The organism is Maribacter sp. TH_r10, from assembly GCF_033101095.1.
In the GTDB taxonomy this organism is placed as follows: Bacteria; Bacteroidota; Bacteroidia; order Flavobacteriales; family Flavobacteriaceae; genus Maribacter_A; species Maribacter_A luteus.
The window spans coordinates 240,191-257,354 of the sequence record NZ_JAWMPY010000002.1; the positions used below are offsets into that span (position 1 = coordinate 240,191).

Consider the following 17,164-nt stretch of genomic DNA (forward strand, 5'->3'; position numbering starts at 1 on the left):
TGAATCGGGTATTGAACACCTTGGTCACTGACATTCCTTTCAAAGTTGTAGGATAGGGTTAATTGAAAATTGGAAAACATTTTTATGTGATATGTTGAAGCCTGTGGTTGTTAATGTTTGTTCAACCATTCTAAAGCTCTTTTGCGATTTGGAAAAATATCAGCATCCCATCCCAGCTTTTTAACCGCATAAACATAAAACTCCGCTTTTGTTTTGGCATCTATATCTTTGGGCTCTATTATTGAGACTATTGAACCAATAGGTATGTCCCACTCAGGAAAGAATCTATTTATAAGTTCAAATATTTGACCTCTGCCGAATTCTGTCATAACAAGTCTACAATCAGCCAAATATTTCACTGTGTTATGGTTTTTTGCGGATTCTACAATTATGAAAATGGCCTCGGTCAAAGTCTTGAAGTCCATAACACCTTCCAAAGTCAGTTCCATTATATTTTCCACGTTATTGTATTCAGATTTCCAGCCCATAATAATCTGTGTTTCACGATATATTAAGAATAAGTAGTAACTAAGCTTGAATGTGGAAACAATAACCCAATAGCACTTATATTATACAATCAAATAGTCATTTCTCACTTATGAAATTACAATGGAAACGTAATAGATGGTAACATATGTGAGTAACTTGATAGAATAATTTAAAAGAATGAAATAATCATAGTACTTCGCCCATTTTGATGGTTGAAGAAATACAAATTAGTAGGACTTTTGGTAAAATAATGGAAATTACTCGAAAATTGAACCAAAAGGAGAACCTGCTATTTTCTTCACGAATTCTTCATAACACTCTTATGCTTAAAAAGCGATGGATAAGGTAATCTTTGAAAGCATGATATTTGTTAGGTTTTTAATGGCGGATAAAGAATAGCTTTGCCTCATCAAAAAACAAATTATGAGCACTGACAAAACCTGTATCGTTTGTAAGAAATCTTCTAACGAAACCCCTGTAACTAAGTTCTACCATAAAGATAGTGAGTTTTATATATGCCCTCAACACCTGCCGGTTTTAATACATAACCCTCAAGATTTGATAGGCTTGTTAGATGGAGCTGACAAGTTGCAAGGAGGTTGAAATAGACCTGTTCGTTAATTCAAACATTTTTCTAGTATTCTTGGGCTATATGAACCAACAAATTGATAGCATCTGATTTTTTGGAGTCCTGTTATAGGTTAATGGCTAATTCACCTTCGTTGCCGTTAGGGCATAGACCATTGGTATTTTGTTGTCAAGGTGTTTTATCCTGTACTTATTTGGTGCGATCTCAATGGTCTTGTTAAAGCAATTATAGGGGGAGTAATCAAATTCGTCCAGTGAATTCAAGGTGAGACCATTTTTTATAAGACTATTGATCACTTCGCTAAAACCATGGTTCCACATTACGTATTCTTGGGTTATATCCGCATTTTTATCAGCGTAGGTTCCGATTTCAGTCTCGACGATCGCCCCTGAATTGAAGTAATTATACTTGATGTTTTCAAAATCATCATCGAACATCCAAACCACGGGGTGGAATTCAGCAAACACGAACTTTCCGTTTGGTTTTAGAAATCTAGAAATGATTTTGGCCCACTTATCCAAGTCGGGCAACCACCCAATAGTGCCATAACTGGTAAAAACAAGGTCAAATTCTTGATTTAAATGACTGGGCAAATCGTAAATATCGCAACATATAAAACGGGCATCGGATTTTGTCTCTTTTGCTAAAACCCTTGCTTTTTCAATGGCTTTATCAGATAGATCAACCCCGGTGACTAGGGCTCCGAGTCTACTTAAAGAAATCGTATCCTGTCCAAAATGGCATTGAAGGTGAAGTATGGATTTACCTTTGACATCCCCCAGTAAGTTCAACTCAATTTCATTTAATGATGATTTTCCGTTGATAAAACCTTTTAGGTCGTAGAATTCGGAGTTCAGGTGTACTTCAGTTTTGTTATTCCAGGATTCCTTGTTTATTGTCAGGTAATTTTTTTCTGCGTCCATTTTAAGGTCTCTTTTTTGAAACTTCCACATAAAAATTTCTGTCAACCTTAAAAGTGGAAAGATTCCCCTTAAAAGTTTTGGTCTGCCATTCGGGATTGGGTGTCAACCAATGTTCTTGGCCATCAATATAAATTCTTATGGGCATTTTAAAACCATCGACAACATTTGTATACCTGAATTTTAAGGTACTGTCGGTAATGGTATATTCTAATGAAGGAATCATGGTTGTGCGTAGGTATTCATCAAATATTGGGCTGAGTTCTATTCCGGTTTGGTCTATTAGATAATTCTCAATTTGGGTCGAGGTAACGGTTTGGTGGTAAAAGTCCCTATTAAGTCCACGTAGAACCTTTCGCCATTTTTCATCATCATTTACCAATTGACGAATGGTGTGCAACATATTGGCTCCCTTGTAATACATATCACCAGAACCCTCTTGGTTTACACCATATGGGCCAATTATAGGAATGTTGTTCCTGATATTCCTTCGTAGTCCGATTACGTATTCTTCAGCAGCGTTGGTTCCAAAATGGTAATCTAAATACAGGTTTTCTGAATAACATGTGAAGCTTTCGTGTATCCACATATCCGCAATGTCCTTATAGGTTATGTTATTGGCGAACCATTCATGGCCAGATTCGTGAATAAGGATATAATCAAATTGCAATCCCCAACCTGAAGCGGATAGATCACGCCCTAAATATCCGTTTTGGTAGTGGTTGCCATAGGTTACCGAACTTTGGTGTTCCATACCCAAATAAGGTACTTCGACCAATTTATAACTATCCTCATAAAAGGGGTAGGGGCCGAACCAATATTCAAAAGCCTTTAAGGTCATGGGAGCTTGTTTGAATTGTTCTTTGGCCTTGTTCAGATTATCGCGTAGCACATAATAATCCATATCCAATATGCCTTTTTCCCCTTGATATTTTTCCCCAAAGTGTACATAGTCGCCAATGTTCACATTTACTCCGTAATTATTGATCGGGTTTGCCACGAACCAATGAAAGGTGTTTGTTTCCTTATCTACTTTTCGTAGTCTACCGTTCGATACATCTATAAGGCCCTTGGGTACTTTTACGCTAATGGCCATACTATCTACTTCATCGTACATATGGTCCTTGTTTGGCCACCATGCACTGGCACCAAGACCTTGGCAACTTGTCGCGACGAAGTGCTTACCGTTATTATCGGTATCCCAACTGAACCCACCATCCCAAGGGGCATTCTCCGCTTCTTTGGGATGACCGGAATAATACACGACAATCTCGTTGTATTCACCTTTGATTTGCTTTTTCTTTAGCGTAATGAAATGTGCATTGCCCACAGATTTGACTTCTAGGGTTTTTCCGTCTTGGATGACCTTAGATATCTTCAATGGAGGTTGAAGGTCAATTTGCAATACTTTTTGGGCGTCCAATACTTTATAACGTATTAGGTTGCTTCCTGAAATAAATTTTTGGTCGGGTCTAACCTCGATATCCAAGTGATAGTAATTCAAATCCCACCAAGCGCGTTCCGGGGTAATACTGCCCCTTAATGTATCTTGATGGGTAAATTGTTGGGCAGAAAGGCCAAGTGAAAATAGTGCAATTAGTAATACTATTGTGTTTTGTTTCATTCTCAATTTATTATCTCATGATGGCATTCGGGAAAACTACGGGACTTTCAAAGCCATCAGCACTCACTGAGGATACCCCAAAAAGAGAATTATCGATTACGATACCCTTAAGTGTGAATTCGGTTAAGTTACCTACATTTCGGCTATGTTCCCATTGAGGGGCAGTGGTGTCCCTCCAATAAACCTTATAACTTGTGGCCCCATCAACCATACTCCATTGAAGCCTTGCAGATGGCTCTACGATACCACCTATTTTAACTTCTCTCGGGGCTGGGGGTGCCCATGCGATTGACGCTAGGTTTATTGCATTGACGGCTGTTAATTTTCGGGCGTAATCAAAATTCACATGCTCCAATACATCTCCATAGGCAATGCCGTTCTCCGTTCTTATATCTTGGTGTTGTTGGGTGTAATTCTCATGCGCTTCCATAATACGAATCCCTGCAAAACCGGCATCATTGAAAGGTCTGTGGTGTCCCCCTCGTCCAAAACGGTCCAAACGATAGACCATCATGGGATTCATCTCGGGCATATAGGTTTTTGTGGTTTTGTACACATAACGCGCCAATTGTCTTGAAATGCCGTCAACTTCACCCCCATAAAAGCGCCTGGCATTTCGTTCTTTTTCTGTTTCTGTTGGGGGTACGGGTTCTGAGAAAATACGGAATTCCCTGTTATCGATAACCCCGTCGACCCCTTTGATATTCCCGATCATATCATTGTTCAAAATTCCAATGATTTCCCATCCGTTTGACTTTGCATGGGCAGCAAGGCCCTTGCCGCCATAAAGTCCTTGTTCTTCCCCTGATAGCCCTACATAAATAATACTGTTCTCGAATTTGTATTTGGAGAGTACGCGCGCAGCTTCCATGGTGCCTGCCATACCACTTGCATTATCATTTGCACCTGGGGAATCATCAGTGAAATTGGTTGGATCGCTCACCCTGGAGTCGATATCACCACTCATAATAATATAACGGTTTGGGTACTTAGTCCCACGCTGGATGGCTACAACGTTTACGACCATTACATCGTGTACTATACGGTCATTGTCCCCTTTTTTAACCAAGTCTTTTTGGTAAAAAACTTCTAGGCAGTCCCCACATTCTTTAGATGTATTCTCGAACTCACTTTTTATCCATCTTCTGGCAGCACCGATTCCCCTTGTTTGGGAAGTGGTATCACTTAAGGTGTGGCGTGTTCCAAAGTTGACCAATGTGGTAACATCTGCCTTTATGCGCTCTGCGGAAACCGCCTCAATTATATCATAGATGCGTTGATCCGTTTGGGAACAAACCAAGATAGGGAGTAAGAATATTAGTAGATAAAATGATTTCTTCATTATAATTCAGTTTGATGTTTTATTGAAATAAGTTGAGTGATTAGGTCATTAGGGAAAAGTAACTAATATATGAATTTTGGCCAGAGGTATTTTCACCCATTTCCATTGCTGTTAAATAATACTATAAATCAAGGATAAAAGGATTGTTTCAAAAATGAAACGGAATCAATAAAAACATCAATATCATTGATGTATTGAAAATGTTTCACTCATGAAAATTAAATTATAAAAACAATTTAAACAAACATGGTATCCTAATCGGTAAACCGTTTCAGTACATTACGAACGTATTTTATATCATCTATAAATAATTTGGCATGTGTATTTTGTCTACCGACTTTTATTGTCACCGTACTTTCGGGTAATTCTTGGAACATAAATTCATCGGTCCAATCATCACCAATCGCAAGTACAAAATCATAATCACCTTCACCTAAAACACGCATGGTCGCACGCCCTTTATTCACATTACTGCTTTTGATTTCCATGACCTTGTTGCCGTTGAGGACACTTAGGTCATCATTGGCTATTAAACTTGTAAGAACGGTATTGAGTTCATTGGCCCTAAGGTTTCCGAAATCAGGGTCCGTCTTACGGTAATGCCAAGCAAGGGAATAATTCTTTTCTTCAATGAAACTCCCTGGGGTCCTGTCTACAAAAGATTCCAATACGGGGCGAATTTTTTCCATCCAATCGTTTTTGACATTTTCGAGCATTCTGAAGTCTTCTCCGTTTTGGGAAATCCATACCCCATGTTCAACGATCATATTGTATTTTTTGGGTAAGAACCATTTAGTGAATGTTTCCTTATCACGACCACTTACCAAATATACTTCCGTATCTTTTAAAGCATTCAAGGCATCTAAAAGGGCATAAAGTTCTTCATCAGGGCCAGCTTTTTGCGGGTCTGCATGAAAACCGGAAAGTGTTCCGTCATAATCGAGGAACAGCATTTTTTTCTTGGCGTTCTTAAAATCATCCAAAACAACACTTAATCGATGTTCGGTCAACCTTTTGGATACATTGGCGGCATCCCTTTCTTTTTGTTCTTTTAATGATGACATGAAATCATTGGCCCATCGTTCAACATTATAGCGTTCCAAACGTTTCTGCAACTCGGTGTTTCGGTCAATTTGTTCTTCTTTTGGCATGTTTATGGCCTCATAAATAGCGTCTGCCGTTTGTTCAAAATTATTTGGATTGACCAAGAGCGATTCATTCATCTCATTCGCGGAACCGGCCATTTCACTTAGAATAAGTACCCCGGTCTTATCGGTCCGTGTGGCCACATATTCTTTGGCCACGAGGTTCATGCCATCCCGTAATGGGGTTAGCCATGCGATATCACTCGATGTGTATAGGTCAATTAGGTTCTCAAAAGGTACTGAACGATAGAAATACCAAATAGGGGTCCAGCTGACCGTGGAGAAGTCCCCATTAATGCGCCCGATCAATTCATCTACCTCTTTTTTCAATAATTGGTATTGGGGCACATTGGACCTGGATGGGACGGCCAGTATGATCAATCTGACTTTCTCTTTATATTGTGGGTATTTGTTCAAAAAATATTCAAAGGCATTCAATCTTTTGGCGATTCCCTTGGAGTAGTCCAATCGGTCAATCGAAAGTATTAATTTGGCATCAGGTGTTGAGCGTTTATGGTTGTTTAATCGTTGCTGTAAATCTGATTGTTGTTCCGTTGTGTTCTTTTCATGCTCTTTGGCAGCTTCACTGAACTTTTTATAATCTATGCCCATTGGGAAAGAATCGACCTTGATGATCCTCTTATCTTGGTAAATATCATTAAAACTTACTTCCAAGCCCAGTAGACGCCTTACGGAACTTAAAAAATGACGTTCATAGTCATAGGTATGGAAACCGATTAAATCAGCGCCCAACAGCCCTTCAAGCACTTCTTCCCGCCAGGGTAGGGTCCTAAAAATCTCGAACGAAGGAAAAGGAATATGTAGAAAGAAACCTATTGAGATATTCGGGCGTTTTTCGCGCACCATCTGGGGCACCAACATCAATTGGTAATCATGTACCCAAACGGTATCATCGTCTTCGGCCTTTTCCAAGATGGCATCGGCAAATTTTTGGTTTACGGCTTTATATACATTCCAACTTTCAAGTTCAAATTCTGAATACTCCAAAAAATAGTGGAAGAGCGGCCAGATAGTTCGGTTGCTAAATCCAAAATAAAATCCGTCTACCTCATCTGAGGTCAGGTTTACTTTTGAGGAACCGTGCTCGGCCAAGGCTTTATCTATTTGCGGAGCCAATTCTTTGGGAATATCCTCATCGGTAAGACCGCTCCATCCAATCCAAATACTATCGCTGCCCGAATGTACCGATTTCATACCGGTCGCCAATCCCCCAACACTTGGTATTGCAGAGATACTTCCATTGCTAATTTGTAATTGTACAGGTAATCTATTTGAGATTATGATAGTTTTTCCCATAAAGTGGATTATTTTAAAGTGATTTGTCTTTTGTTTCTATAAATTTCGTCAAATTGCATGGCAAAAGCAACTAATAAAAGACTTTTAGAGGATAATTGAAATATGGACAACTTGGATTACGGAATTATTGGAAATTGCAGGAGTGCTGCCCTAATATCGAAAACTGGATCTATTGAATGGTGCTGTTTGCCAGAGTTCGATTCATCATCTGTCTTCGCCAAATTATTGGATGAGGAAATAGGAGGGAGTTTTGAAATCAAGGTTTCCGATAAGTATACGATAAAGCAACGTTACAAGAAGAATACAGCGGTATTGATCACTCGTTTTTCCGATGAAGGGAATGTTTTCGAAATCCATGATTTTATGCCCCGCTACCATGATGAAGATGGTAAATACCATGCTCCTCCTGAATTGGTCAGATTTATAAAGCATATAAAAGGGAAGCCTGTTTTTAAAGTGTTGTACAACCCTAAATTGGAATATGCACAAGGGGAGACCAAAACCTACATTAAGGACGATTTTATAGTAAGTTTAACCAAAACCGTAAAATTCGATACGGTTTTCCTCTATACATCTTTTGATAAGAACGCTGTTTTGGAGGGTCAAGAAATCAAGTTGACGAAAAACGGATATTTTCTTATGGGTTATAATGAGAAAATCCTTCAACCGACAACAAGAAAAGTGTATCTGGATCTTGAACGAACCAAGGTTTATTGGTTAAATTGGACGAACAAGACACCGACTTATAAAAAATACAACCAACAAATATCCCGTAGTGCCATTACATTGAAATTGCTGAGTTATGACAAGACGGGAGCTGTTTTAGCCGCAGCGACAACTTCTTTGCCAGAAACCATTGGCGAGGTGCGGAATTGGGACTATAGATTTTGTTGGATCCGTGATGCTTCTATGGTAATACGGGTGATGGGAGGCTTAGGCCATAGAAACGTAGCGAAGCGTTACCTACAGTTCATTATTGACCTGATGCCTGACAAGGATGAAAAGCTTCAAATAATGTACGGCATCAATAAAGAAAAGAAATTGACCGAAGAAACCTTGGACCATTTGAGTGGTTATAAAGGTTCTAAGCCCGTGAGAATTGGAAATGCCGCATATAAGCAAAAACAGAATGATATCTATGGTATTCTAATGAATGTCATTCATGCCCAGTTGGTAGAGTTCAGTATCGATATTGACAATGGGGAAGAACTATGGGGGATTACCAAAGGTATCGTTTGGATTGTTTCAAGACACTGGAGGGAGCCCGATAAAGGTATCTGGGAGTTCCGCACGGAGGATAGGCATTTTACCTTTTCCAAGGTACTTTGTTGGGTCGCCATAGATCGGGCGGTGAAAGTAGCGAGAATACTAAAAAAGACAAGGAAATTAGAGAAATGGCTTATCCTGGAAAAGGAAATCAAAGCCGATATTTATGAGAATGCATGGAATGATGAGGTAAATGCCTTTACCCAATCGTATGGTTCGTCACATTTAGATGCTTCTGTATTGTTGATGGAGTCTTACGGCTTTATAGATGCGAAAGATCCAAAATTCGTAAGTACCGTAAAAGCCATTGAAAAAGACCTAAGCAATGAAGGGTTGTTGTATCGGTACAAAAATGAGGACGATTTTGGATTGCCTTCATCATCGTTCACGATTTGTACTTTCTGGTTTATCAATAGTCTTTTCAAAATCGGTGAAGTTGAAAAGGCCAAAGAACATTTTGAAAGGCTATTGACTTATAGTAACCATTTAGGGTTGTTCAGCGAGGATATTGATTTTAAGACAAAAAGGCTTTTAGGTAACTTTCCTCAAGCCTACTCACATTTGGCATTGATTGAGTGTGCAATTAATTTCTCGACTAAGGAAACTGAAGAACGTATTTTGGAATCTATGCGCGATTGATTTTTATTGCCTCGATCAATTAGTTCCCTTTTTTTAAAAGGTTAGGTTGTGGCTCTAAGTAGATTATATTCGGATATTATCTGCAATGCTTTTTATCTTTTTCAGGAGTCCGTTCAAATCTTTTTTAGAGGTAAACGGATTCATGATCGTGGTTCGTAGATAGTGGATACCCCTAAGTTTGGTCTGTACAATGTAATATTCACCATCTTCCAAAAGATGTTGCCGAATAGAGGCATTGAGCGCATTTAGCTCAGTAGTGTCTTTTGACCCTGTTATATACCTGAAGCAGACGATATTGGACATAGGTTCAATGGCTAGTTCAAAATCGGGATGATCACTGACCAGCGAACCGAAATACTTACCCAAATCATAAAGTACGGTAACATTTTCATCAAAGATATCTTCTCCATAGGTTTTTAGAAGGGTGTACCATTGTATGCCCATCATGGTTTTGGTACATTCAAATGTTCGTTTGGCAAGATTGTACCAATCTTCATGCTCCGATTGTTCTAAAAGATAATCGGCCTTTTGGCTAAAAGTCGTGTGTGAGTGGTGACCTTTTTTATAGAGTAAGGCTGTGGTAATGGTGGGCATCATCATCATCTTATGACCGTCTATGACTACCGAATCGGCATGTTGTATGCCTTTTACGGTATGCTTGTACTTACTTGAGAATATTGAAGCGCCCCCGTGGGCACCATCTACATGTAGCCAAAGCTTATGGTTAGAGCAGAAACTGGCCAAAGTTTCTAAATCATCGTACATTCCGGTAGCTGTAGAGGGCGCGCTGCCGACGACTGCAAAGACTTTTATATTTTCTTTTAAAGCTTTTTTATAATAGGTTTCCAAGAGGGAAACATCCATATTGAAACCTTTTGATGCAGGTATTTTTATAATTCCTTTGGTTCCCAGTCCCATAATCTTGGCAGCACGCTCAATGCAGTAATGGGCCTCTTCACAAACCATGATACCCAAATTCTGGTTTTGCCCCTCATTCCATATGTCAATATCTAAAATGGCCTTTCTTGCCGATAATAAAGCGGTTAAATTGGCCAAAGTACCTCCTGAGGTTAAAAATCCCCTTGAATTTTCATCATAGCCGATTTTGGAATTGATAAATTCGGTGATGATTTTTTCCATTGCAGTCGGTACCATCCCCATTTCATAAACCGCGGCACCATTGTTTAACGAAGCGCTTATTAAAGCGGACAGGGATGCTATTGGTGCTGGTGGACAAACTTGGTGCCCGATATACTTTGGGTTATGTAAATGGATTGAACGTTCAATGATCTCAGGGAATAACTTTGGGGTTTTTCCATCTTTCAAAAAACCTTTCCAATACGCATACTCATCTTCCGGCGGACTCCAACGAATGACCTTCTCTGATTCTCGATTGATAGAAGAATTGAAATGGTCGGCCAACTGATCAATCAGTACATGCCCCTGTTTTCTAAAGTTTTCAGGGGAATAGGCCATTTTTAGAATATCATTCTTCATCACAATGGAATAGACTTTGTTTTATCATTTGACCAATAAAGTGACCTTGTTTTGTGTTGAAGAATCTTCACCCACAAAAATGTCGAATTCACCGGGTTCAACGAAACTGTTTCCTTTAGCATCGAAGATTGAAAGATCCCCAGGGGAAATCTCAAATTCAATGGTTTTTGATTCTCCTTTTGCCAATGCCGTTTTTTTGAATTTTCGTAATGTTTTTATCGGTTTGCTAAGGCTTGCCTCTTTATCGCTGATATAAAGTTGAACAACGGTTTCCCCATCATAATCCCCGTTGTTGGTTATTTCTACACTAACGGTGTTCTTTTCGGATTTACCTATTGTTCCTTTATTCAGTTTGGGTGTTGAATAGGAGAATTTAGTAAAGCTCAGTCCGTATCCGAATGGGTAAAGGACTTCGCCATCAAAATAGCGATAGGTGCGTCCTTTCATGTGATAGTCCTCAAAAGGAGGTAGATCCTTAACGGATTTATAAAAAGTAACCGGTAATTTCCCTGATGGGTTGTAATCCCCGAAAAGAATGTCCGCCACTGCGTTTCCTCCTGCTTGTCCCGGATACCACGCTCCAATTATTGCTGGAAGGTTTTCCTGCTCCCAATTAATGGCCATGGCGCTTCCACTAGTAAGTACAAACACAATTGGTTTTCCCAATCCATGAAGTTCTTTAAGCAACCTTTGCTGTGGTTTGGGCATTTTAAGGTTTGTTCTATCGCCTTTAGAGAAGCCTTGGATATCTATTGGCATTTCCTCACCTTCCAATCGGGCTGAAATACCGCCTACATATACCACAACATCACTTTGGCTTATTTTTTCGAGCATAACCTGTTTGCCTTGCAGTTGCTCTTTGTTCCATGTTAATTGTAATGCGGATACCCAAGGGTTATCGCATTTGTATTCCAATACGAAATCATAGGCCTTGTTTTTACTTACTGTAAATGCCGCATTTTTTGTAGGGGTATCACCTTCTTTAGGGCTTTTTGCCAATTCTTTCCCGTCCACCATAAAACGATAAGATCCTCCCTTATCGTAAATATCGAAGGTTATATCCCCACTGAAATCAGGTTGTAATGTGCCACTGTATCGAATAGAAAACTTACCGGGGGTCAGTATGGAAATCGGGGCGGCACCTCCCCATTCAAAGTCAATTAGATCATCGGATTTTATGGCGACTGGTTTCCCTTCCAAATTGGAATTGTCGTAATATTCCGTTTTTATTTTCCCTTTGAAATAATTGTTCCCGATAATATCGAAAATGGGTTTATCATCGGCTAGATTGGTTCCCTTGAAATAATGTACGGTTGTTTTTTTTGATACTTTTTCTTGAATTCCCTGTAGAACCGTTTTCCGGTTGGTCGGGGTGCCAAAATAATTACCCAATAAAAATTGTTTGTCATTCGCATTGGGGCCAATTACGGTAATGGTCTTGACCTTTTTGTAAATGGGTAAGGTATTATTTTCATTCTTTAATAAAACCATAGATTCCCTAGCTGTCTGCAGCGCTAATTTTTGACTGGTCTCCGATTCGATTTCGGAGGCTGGTATATCATAAAAAGGAATTTCTTCCGAAGTATTCAAAAGCCCTAGTTTAATTCTGGCAAGAAACAATCTTCTAACGGCGATATTGATCTCATCCTCAGAAATCAATCCAGCTTCCACGGCCTTTTTTAAATGGGCATATGTTGAACCGCAATTTAAGTCACAACCTGATTGTACGGCTAAGGCCGATGCCTCTTCTGCGGTATTTACGATTTTATGGCGTAAATAGATATCCTCTACCGCACCACAGTCGGATACGACATACCCGTCAAATCCCCATTTTTTACGTAAAATATCATTCAAAAGTAGCTTACTGGCGGTTGCAGATTCACCTAAATATCTATTATAGGCCGACATTACGGAGTAAGATTTGCCTTCGATAACGGCAGCTTTGAAAGCTGGTAAATAGGTTTCCCATAAATCTTTGGCATCAGTATATGCATCAAAACTGTGTCTGTTGTATTCGGGGCCACTATGAACGGCGAAATGTTTTGCAGTTGCAATAACCTTGTAATAGTTAGGGTCGGTACCTTGAAGGCCTTTTATGAATGCAACACCGAATCTTGAGGTCAAATAAGGGTCTTCTCCATAGGTTTCCTGTCCTCTTCCCCAGCGTGGATCCCTGAAAATATTGATATTGGGAGACCACATGGTAAGCCCTTGATAGCGATTTCTTTGACCAAGTTTAATGCTTTGATTGAATTTTGCCCGGGCCTCGGTACTTATCGCGTTGGCGACCTCATGAATGAGTTCAGGGTTCCATGTAGCGGCCATTCCTATGGCTTGGGGGTATGATGTAGCCGCGCCGGCTCTTGCCACACCATGCAAACACTCGTTCCACCAATTGTATTCAGGGATACCCAAACGTTCGATCGCAGGGGCAACATCTTGCATTTGACTTATTTTTTCATCAAGTGTTAGCCTGTCGACCACATCTTGGGCACGTGAATCAGGGGATAATTTGGCATCTAGGAAGGGGTATACATTGTTTTGTGCAAATAAACCCAGTTGGGTAAAAAGAACAACAACAAGAAGAAGAAATTGATTTTTCATTAGTTTGGAATGAATGGTTTTTAATTAGATTTCAGCAAGTGAATTTAAATATAAAAGAGAGAACCCAAGAATGAATCTTGCATTTAATCCTAGATAACTACTAAAGGTTTTCGAAGGCCATATTTTAAACTTTTTATATAGCGATAAATTAAACAATTGGTTTATGTTTTGTTAAATTTGCGATTGTATTTAAATAACACATAACATGAAATTAAAAAATATTTTATTAGGGTTCCTTTTGGTTGGATTTCTTTGGTCTTGCCAAGAAAAAATGGAGGAAAAGCCACCTGTAAAGGCTGAAAAGAAATTTGAGTATATCGCCGACCAATTCGCCGATATCAAGGTATTGCGATATCAAATCCCGGGATTCGATGAACTTACTTTAAAAGAAAAGGAATTAGTGTACTATATGACACAAGCAGGGTTGGCCGGTCGCGATATTATGTGGGACCAAAATTATCGACATAATCTTGAGATAAGGGATGCGTTGGAAAATATATATACTACTTATAATGGGGACAAGACAACCAAAGACTGGCTGGCGTTCCAAGAATATTTGAAAAGGGTTTGGTTTTCTAACGGAATACACCATCACTATTCCAATGATAAGATAAAACCAAATTTTAAGGCGGACTTCTTAACCTATTTATTGAAAGAAACAGATACAAAATTGGAGGGAGAGGCCTTTGATGTTATTTTCAATGATAAGGACGCTAAAAAAGTGAATAAGAAAAAAGGAGTGGACAATGTAGCTTCTTCTGCCATTAATTTCTACGGACCTACAATAACCGATGCCGATGTTGATGCTTTTTACAAAACAGCTTATAAAGGTCCAGAAGGTCGACCTATTGAGGCTGGATTGAATTCAACTTTGGTACGTGAAAATGGAAAGCTTGTTGAAAAAGTGTGGAAATCAGGTGGTCTTTACGGTAGCGCCATCGACGAGGTCATTAAATGGTTGGAAAAGGCCAAAGGGGTAGCCGAAAATCAAAAACAGGCCAAAACCCTAGGATTGCTTATTGATTATTACAAAACGGGTGATTTGAACATTTGGGATCAATATTGTATCTCATGGGCAACTTCCACCGAAGGCAATATCGATTGGATCAATGGTTTTATCGAAGTGTACAATGATCCAAAAGGGTATAGAGGTTCTTATGAGAGTATTATCCAAGTTAAGGATTTTGAAATGTCAAAGCAAATGGCCGTACTTTCTGAAAACGCCCAGTGGTTCGAAGATAATGCCCCTTTAATGGATTCCCATAAAAAGAGTGATGTGGTAGGGGTTTCATATAAAACGATAAACGTGGCCGGTGAGGCCGGTGATGCATCTCCCAGTACACCTATAGGCGTGAATTTGCCCAATAACAACTGGATCAGACAAGAGCATGGAAGTAAATCCGTTTCTCTAGGGAATATCATCAACGCCTATAATAATGCGGGCGGAAGTGGTAGACTTCATGAATTTGCCTATGACGAGGAAGAAATTGAGCTGGAAGAGAAATACGGACAGCTAGCCGATAAATTGCATACTGCCTTGCATGAAGTTATCGGACATGCTTCCGGATTGATAAACCCAGGTGTGGGCCAACCTAAAGAAACCTTAAAGAATTATGCGTCTACCATGGAAGAGGGTAGGGCCGATTTGGTTGGGCTCTATTATCTAATGGATCCAAAACTACAGGAACTTGGTTTGGTCGATGACTGGCAAGCTGTAGGTAAAGCCGCGTACGATGGTTATATTAGAAATGGATTGATTACCCAGTTGGTGCGTATTGAGCTTGGAAATGATATCGAAGAAGATCATATGGTCAATAGACAGTGGGTTTCTGCCTGGGTATATGAAAAAGGAAAAGCAGATAATGTAATCGAAAAGATTGAAAAAGACGGTAAGACCTACTATAACATAAACGATTACAAAAAACTTCGGGAATTGTTCGGTGAGTTGCTACGTGAAGCACAACGAATTAAATCTGAAGGTGATTTTAAAGCAGCACAGGATTTGGTCGAAGGTTATGGTGTAAAAGTTGACCAAGCCTTGCACGCGCAGGTATTGGATCGTAACCAACAGTTTAAATCGGCCCCTTATAGCGGATTTGTAAATCCGGTATTGGTTCCTGAGACCAATGAAGCTGGGGAAATTGTGGATGTCAAAGTAACACAGCCCGATTCTTTTGAACAGCAAATGTTGGATTATTCCAGCAAACATAGTTTTTTGGAGTAATTACATGATATAGCTTAGTTAAAAGCAAAAAAAATCCGTCCGGACGATGCTGTCAGGACGGATTTTTGTTTTTAGGAAGTTTTCTATTATTCGGTAACTGCCCTATATGCATTTACCCTTCCTTTACCATGGTAGGCACTAACACCATTACCGTCGATCTTGTCTGCAGTTCCGGTTAGTTGCTTAGTCACCTCATGAGGATTCATTTCACCACCATTTTTACCAATGATCAATGCCGCAATTCCAGCAACATGGGGAGAGGCCATACTGGTACCTGCACTCCAGCTCCAACCTCCTGGAATCGTACTTAAAACCATGTCATAATACCATAAAGAACTAGGACTGTCGAAATCACCTCCGGGAGCCGAAACGGTAACGTGGCTTTTACCATAATCTGTATAACTGGCAGGGACATCCAGGTCAGTGGTAGGGTCTTCTGCCCAGCTATAGGGAGCCGTCGCAGAAACCGAAATCACGTTGTTTAGACTGGCAGGGAGCTTGGTCGTTGACCCATTTCCATCAAAATTAGCACCGCCATTTCCAGCAGATACAACAATTGTAGTTCCGTTTTTATAAGCAAAATCAATTGCCCTTTGTTGTGCATGTCGAATTTCAGAAATATACTTCGCTGGCACTTTTGTAACAGAGCCATCTTCTAATGTAATAAAACCATTTTTGTTAAATGTGGCACCAAGGCTCATATTGATTACATCAGCGTCGATCAAAGCCGCATAGACAATACCGGCATTGATACTGCTGAATGGACCAGAGCCAGAAAATTCCGAAAGAACTTTAACAGCAACGATTTCTGCGTTTGGGGCAACCCCGATGACCCCTATTTCGTTATCTGCAGCTGCTATAGTACCTGCCACATGGGTGCCATGGTTAAAATAAAAGCCATCAGCAACATTCCAATCTTCTCCGTCTATGAAAGAGGCGCTTAGTGAGGTGTTTAGATTTGGCGATATATCAGGGTGTTCTGCATCTATGCCTGAATCAAGGACGGCTACTCTGACACCTGATCCAGTTTGCCCTGTGTTCCATGCCTCTGGGGCATCAATGGCATCCATACCCCATAGGTAATCGAAGAAAGGCTCATCACTACCTATACTGAGAGGAGATGCCTCCGGGTATAGTTCAGGGTCAATCCATTGTACATTAAAGTCCGGTACTACAGACCTAACCTTAGCTTTGGTTGCGATCTTACTGCTAATGGTTTCGGTTGAGGATATAATGGCAACACCGATTTCCGGTATCATTGATTTAACAGTGGCACCTAAACTTTCCATTTCGGTTTCGAAACCATCTGGAATGCTTTCATTTTTTAATAGGACCACATAATCCGATTTAGAGGAGGTTTTTGCATAAATCGCATTTATTTCGGTGTCATTTATTGCCTCATTTTCTGTTGAACACGAACTGAAGAACAAAAATGCCAAACATGTTGGCAAAAAGATTTTCTTTAAATTTTTTAGATTTTTTTTCATATTTCTCTTTTAGTTTGAATT

The 17,164-nt window shown here is 39.7% G+C and carries 11 protein-coding genes; 3 read left to right on the forward strand and 8 right to left on the reverse strand.

What is annotated here, in order from left to right:
• Nucleotides 1-110: 110 nt before the first annotated feature.
• Nucleotides 111-488 (reverse strand): hypothetical protein, encoded by a 378-nt coding sequence (locus R3X28_RS06360; RefSeq protein ID WP_154369665.1) that lies wholly within the window; start codon nucleotides 486-488, stop codon nucleotides 111-113.
• A gap of 424 nt (nucleotides 489-912) precedes the next feature.
• Between R3X28_RS06360 and R3X28_RS06365 the strand changes: the two genes are divergently transcribed.
• Nucleotides 913-1,092 carry a hypothetical protein gene (locus tag R3X28_RS06365; RefSeq protein WP_154369663.1) on the forward strand — a complete coding sequence of 60 codons (180 nt, stop codon included), beginning with the start codon at nucleotides 913-915 and terminating at the stop codon, nucleotides 1,090-1,092.
• Nucleotides 1,093-1,197: 105 nt separating this feature from the next.
• On the opposite strand, the gene R3X28_RS06370 is transcribed toward R3X28_RS06365, so the two are convergent.
• The 4 genes from R3X28_RS06370 to R3X28_RS06385 all read right to left on the reverse strand — a co-directional run bounded on the left by R3X28_RS06370 (nucleotide 1,198) and on the right by R3X28_RS06385 (nucleotide 7,426).
• Nucleotides 1,198-2,001, reverse strand: a complete 804-nt coding sequence (locus R3X28_RS06370) for a class I SAM-dependent methyltransferase (protein ID WP_317663394.1) — start codon at nucleotides 1,999-2,001, stop codon at nucleotides 1,198-1,200.
• A 1-nt stretch (nucleotide 2,002) separates the two neighbouring features.
• The gene (locus R3X28_RS06375) at nucleotides 2,003-3,622 is read right to left on the reverse strand and encodes a M1 family metallopeptidase (protein WP_317663396.1); all 1,620 of its coding nucleotides are present in this window, start codon (nucleotides 3,620-3,622) and stop codon (nucleotides 2,003-2,005) included.
• 10 nt (nucleotides 3,623-3,632) lie between these two features.
• Nucleotides 3,633-4,964: a M28 family metallopeptidase gene (locus R3X28_RS06380; RefSeq protein ID WP_317663398.1), complete on the reverse strand. Its 1,332-nt coding sequence runs from the start codon at nucleotides 4,962-4,964 to the stop codon at nucleotides 3,633-3,635.
• A gap of 254 nt (nucleotides 4,965-5,218) precedes the next feature.
• Nucleotides 5,219-7,426 carry a bifunctional alpha,alpha-trehalose-phosphate synthase (UDP-forming)/trehalose-phosphatase gene (locus R3X28_RS06385; RefSeq protein WP_154369655.1) on the reverse strand — a complete coding sequence of 736 codons (2,208 nt, stop codon included), beginning with the start codon at nucleotides 7,424-7,426 and terminating at the stop codon, nucleotides 5,219-5,221.
• A 102-nt stretch (nucleotides 7,427-7,528) separates the two neighbouring features.
• On the opposite strand from R3X28_RS06385, the gene R3X28_RS06390 reads away from it, so the two are divergent.
• Nucleotides 7,529-9,331, forward strand: coding sequence for a glycoside hydrolase family 15 protein (locus R3X28_RS06390; protein ID WP_317663400.1), 1,803 nt, complete (start codon nucleotides 7,529-7,531; stop codon nucleotides 9,329-9,331).
• Between the two features lie 63 nt (nucleotides 9,332-9,394).
• On the opposite strand, the gene R3X28_RS06395 is transcribed toward R3X28_RS06390, so the two are convergent.
• Together R3X28_RS06395 and R3X28_RS06400 are read right to left on the reverse strand one after the other, a co-directional pair.
• Complete coding sequence (locus tag R3X28_RS06395; RefSeq protein ID WP_154369651.1) at nucleotides 9,395-10,828, reverse strand: pyridoxal phosphate-dependent decarboxylase family protein; 1,434 nt, start codon at nucleotides 10,826-10,828, stop codon at nucleotides 9,395-9,397.
• 24 nt (nucleotides 10,829-10,852) lie between these two features.
• Nucleotides 10,853-13,432, reverse strand: coding sequence for a glycoside hydrolase family 3 C-terminal domain-containing protein (locus R3X28_RS06400; RefSeq protein ID WP_317663403.1), 2,580 nt, complete (start codon nucleotides 13,430-13,432; stop codon nucleotides 10,853-10,855).
• Between the two features lie 205 nt (nucleotides 13,433-13,637).
• On the opposite strand from R3X28_RS06400, the gene R3X28_RS06405 reads away from it, so the two are divergent.
• Nucleotides 13,638-15,656 carry a dipeptidyl-peptidase 3 family protein gene (locus R3X28_RS06405; RefSeq protein ID WP_154369647.1) on the forward strand — a complete coding sequence of 673 codons (2,019 nt, stop codon included), beginning with the start codon at nucleotides 13,638-13,640 and terminating at the stop codon, nucleotides 15,654-15,656.
• Nucleotides 15,657-15,742: 86 nt separating this feature from the next.
• Here the strand turns inward: R3X28_RS06405 and R3X28_RS06410 are convergent, their stop codons facing one another.
• The gene (locus R3X28_RS06410; protein ID WP_317663406.1) at nucleotides 15,743-17,143 is read right to left on the reverse strand and encodes a S8 family peptidase; all 1,401 of its coding nucleotides are present in this window, start codon (nucleotides 17,141-17,143) and stop codon (nucleotides 15,743-15,745) included.
• Between the last annotated feature and the right edge of the window lie 21 nt (nucleotides 17,144-17,164).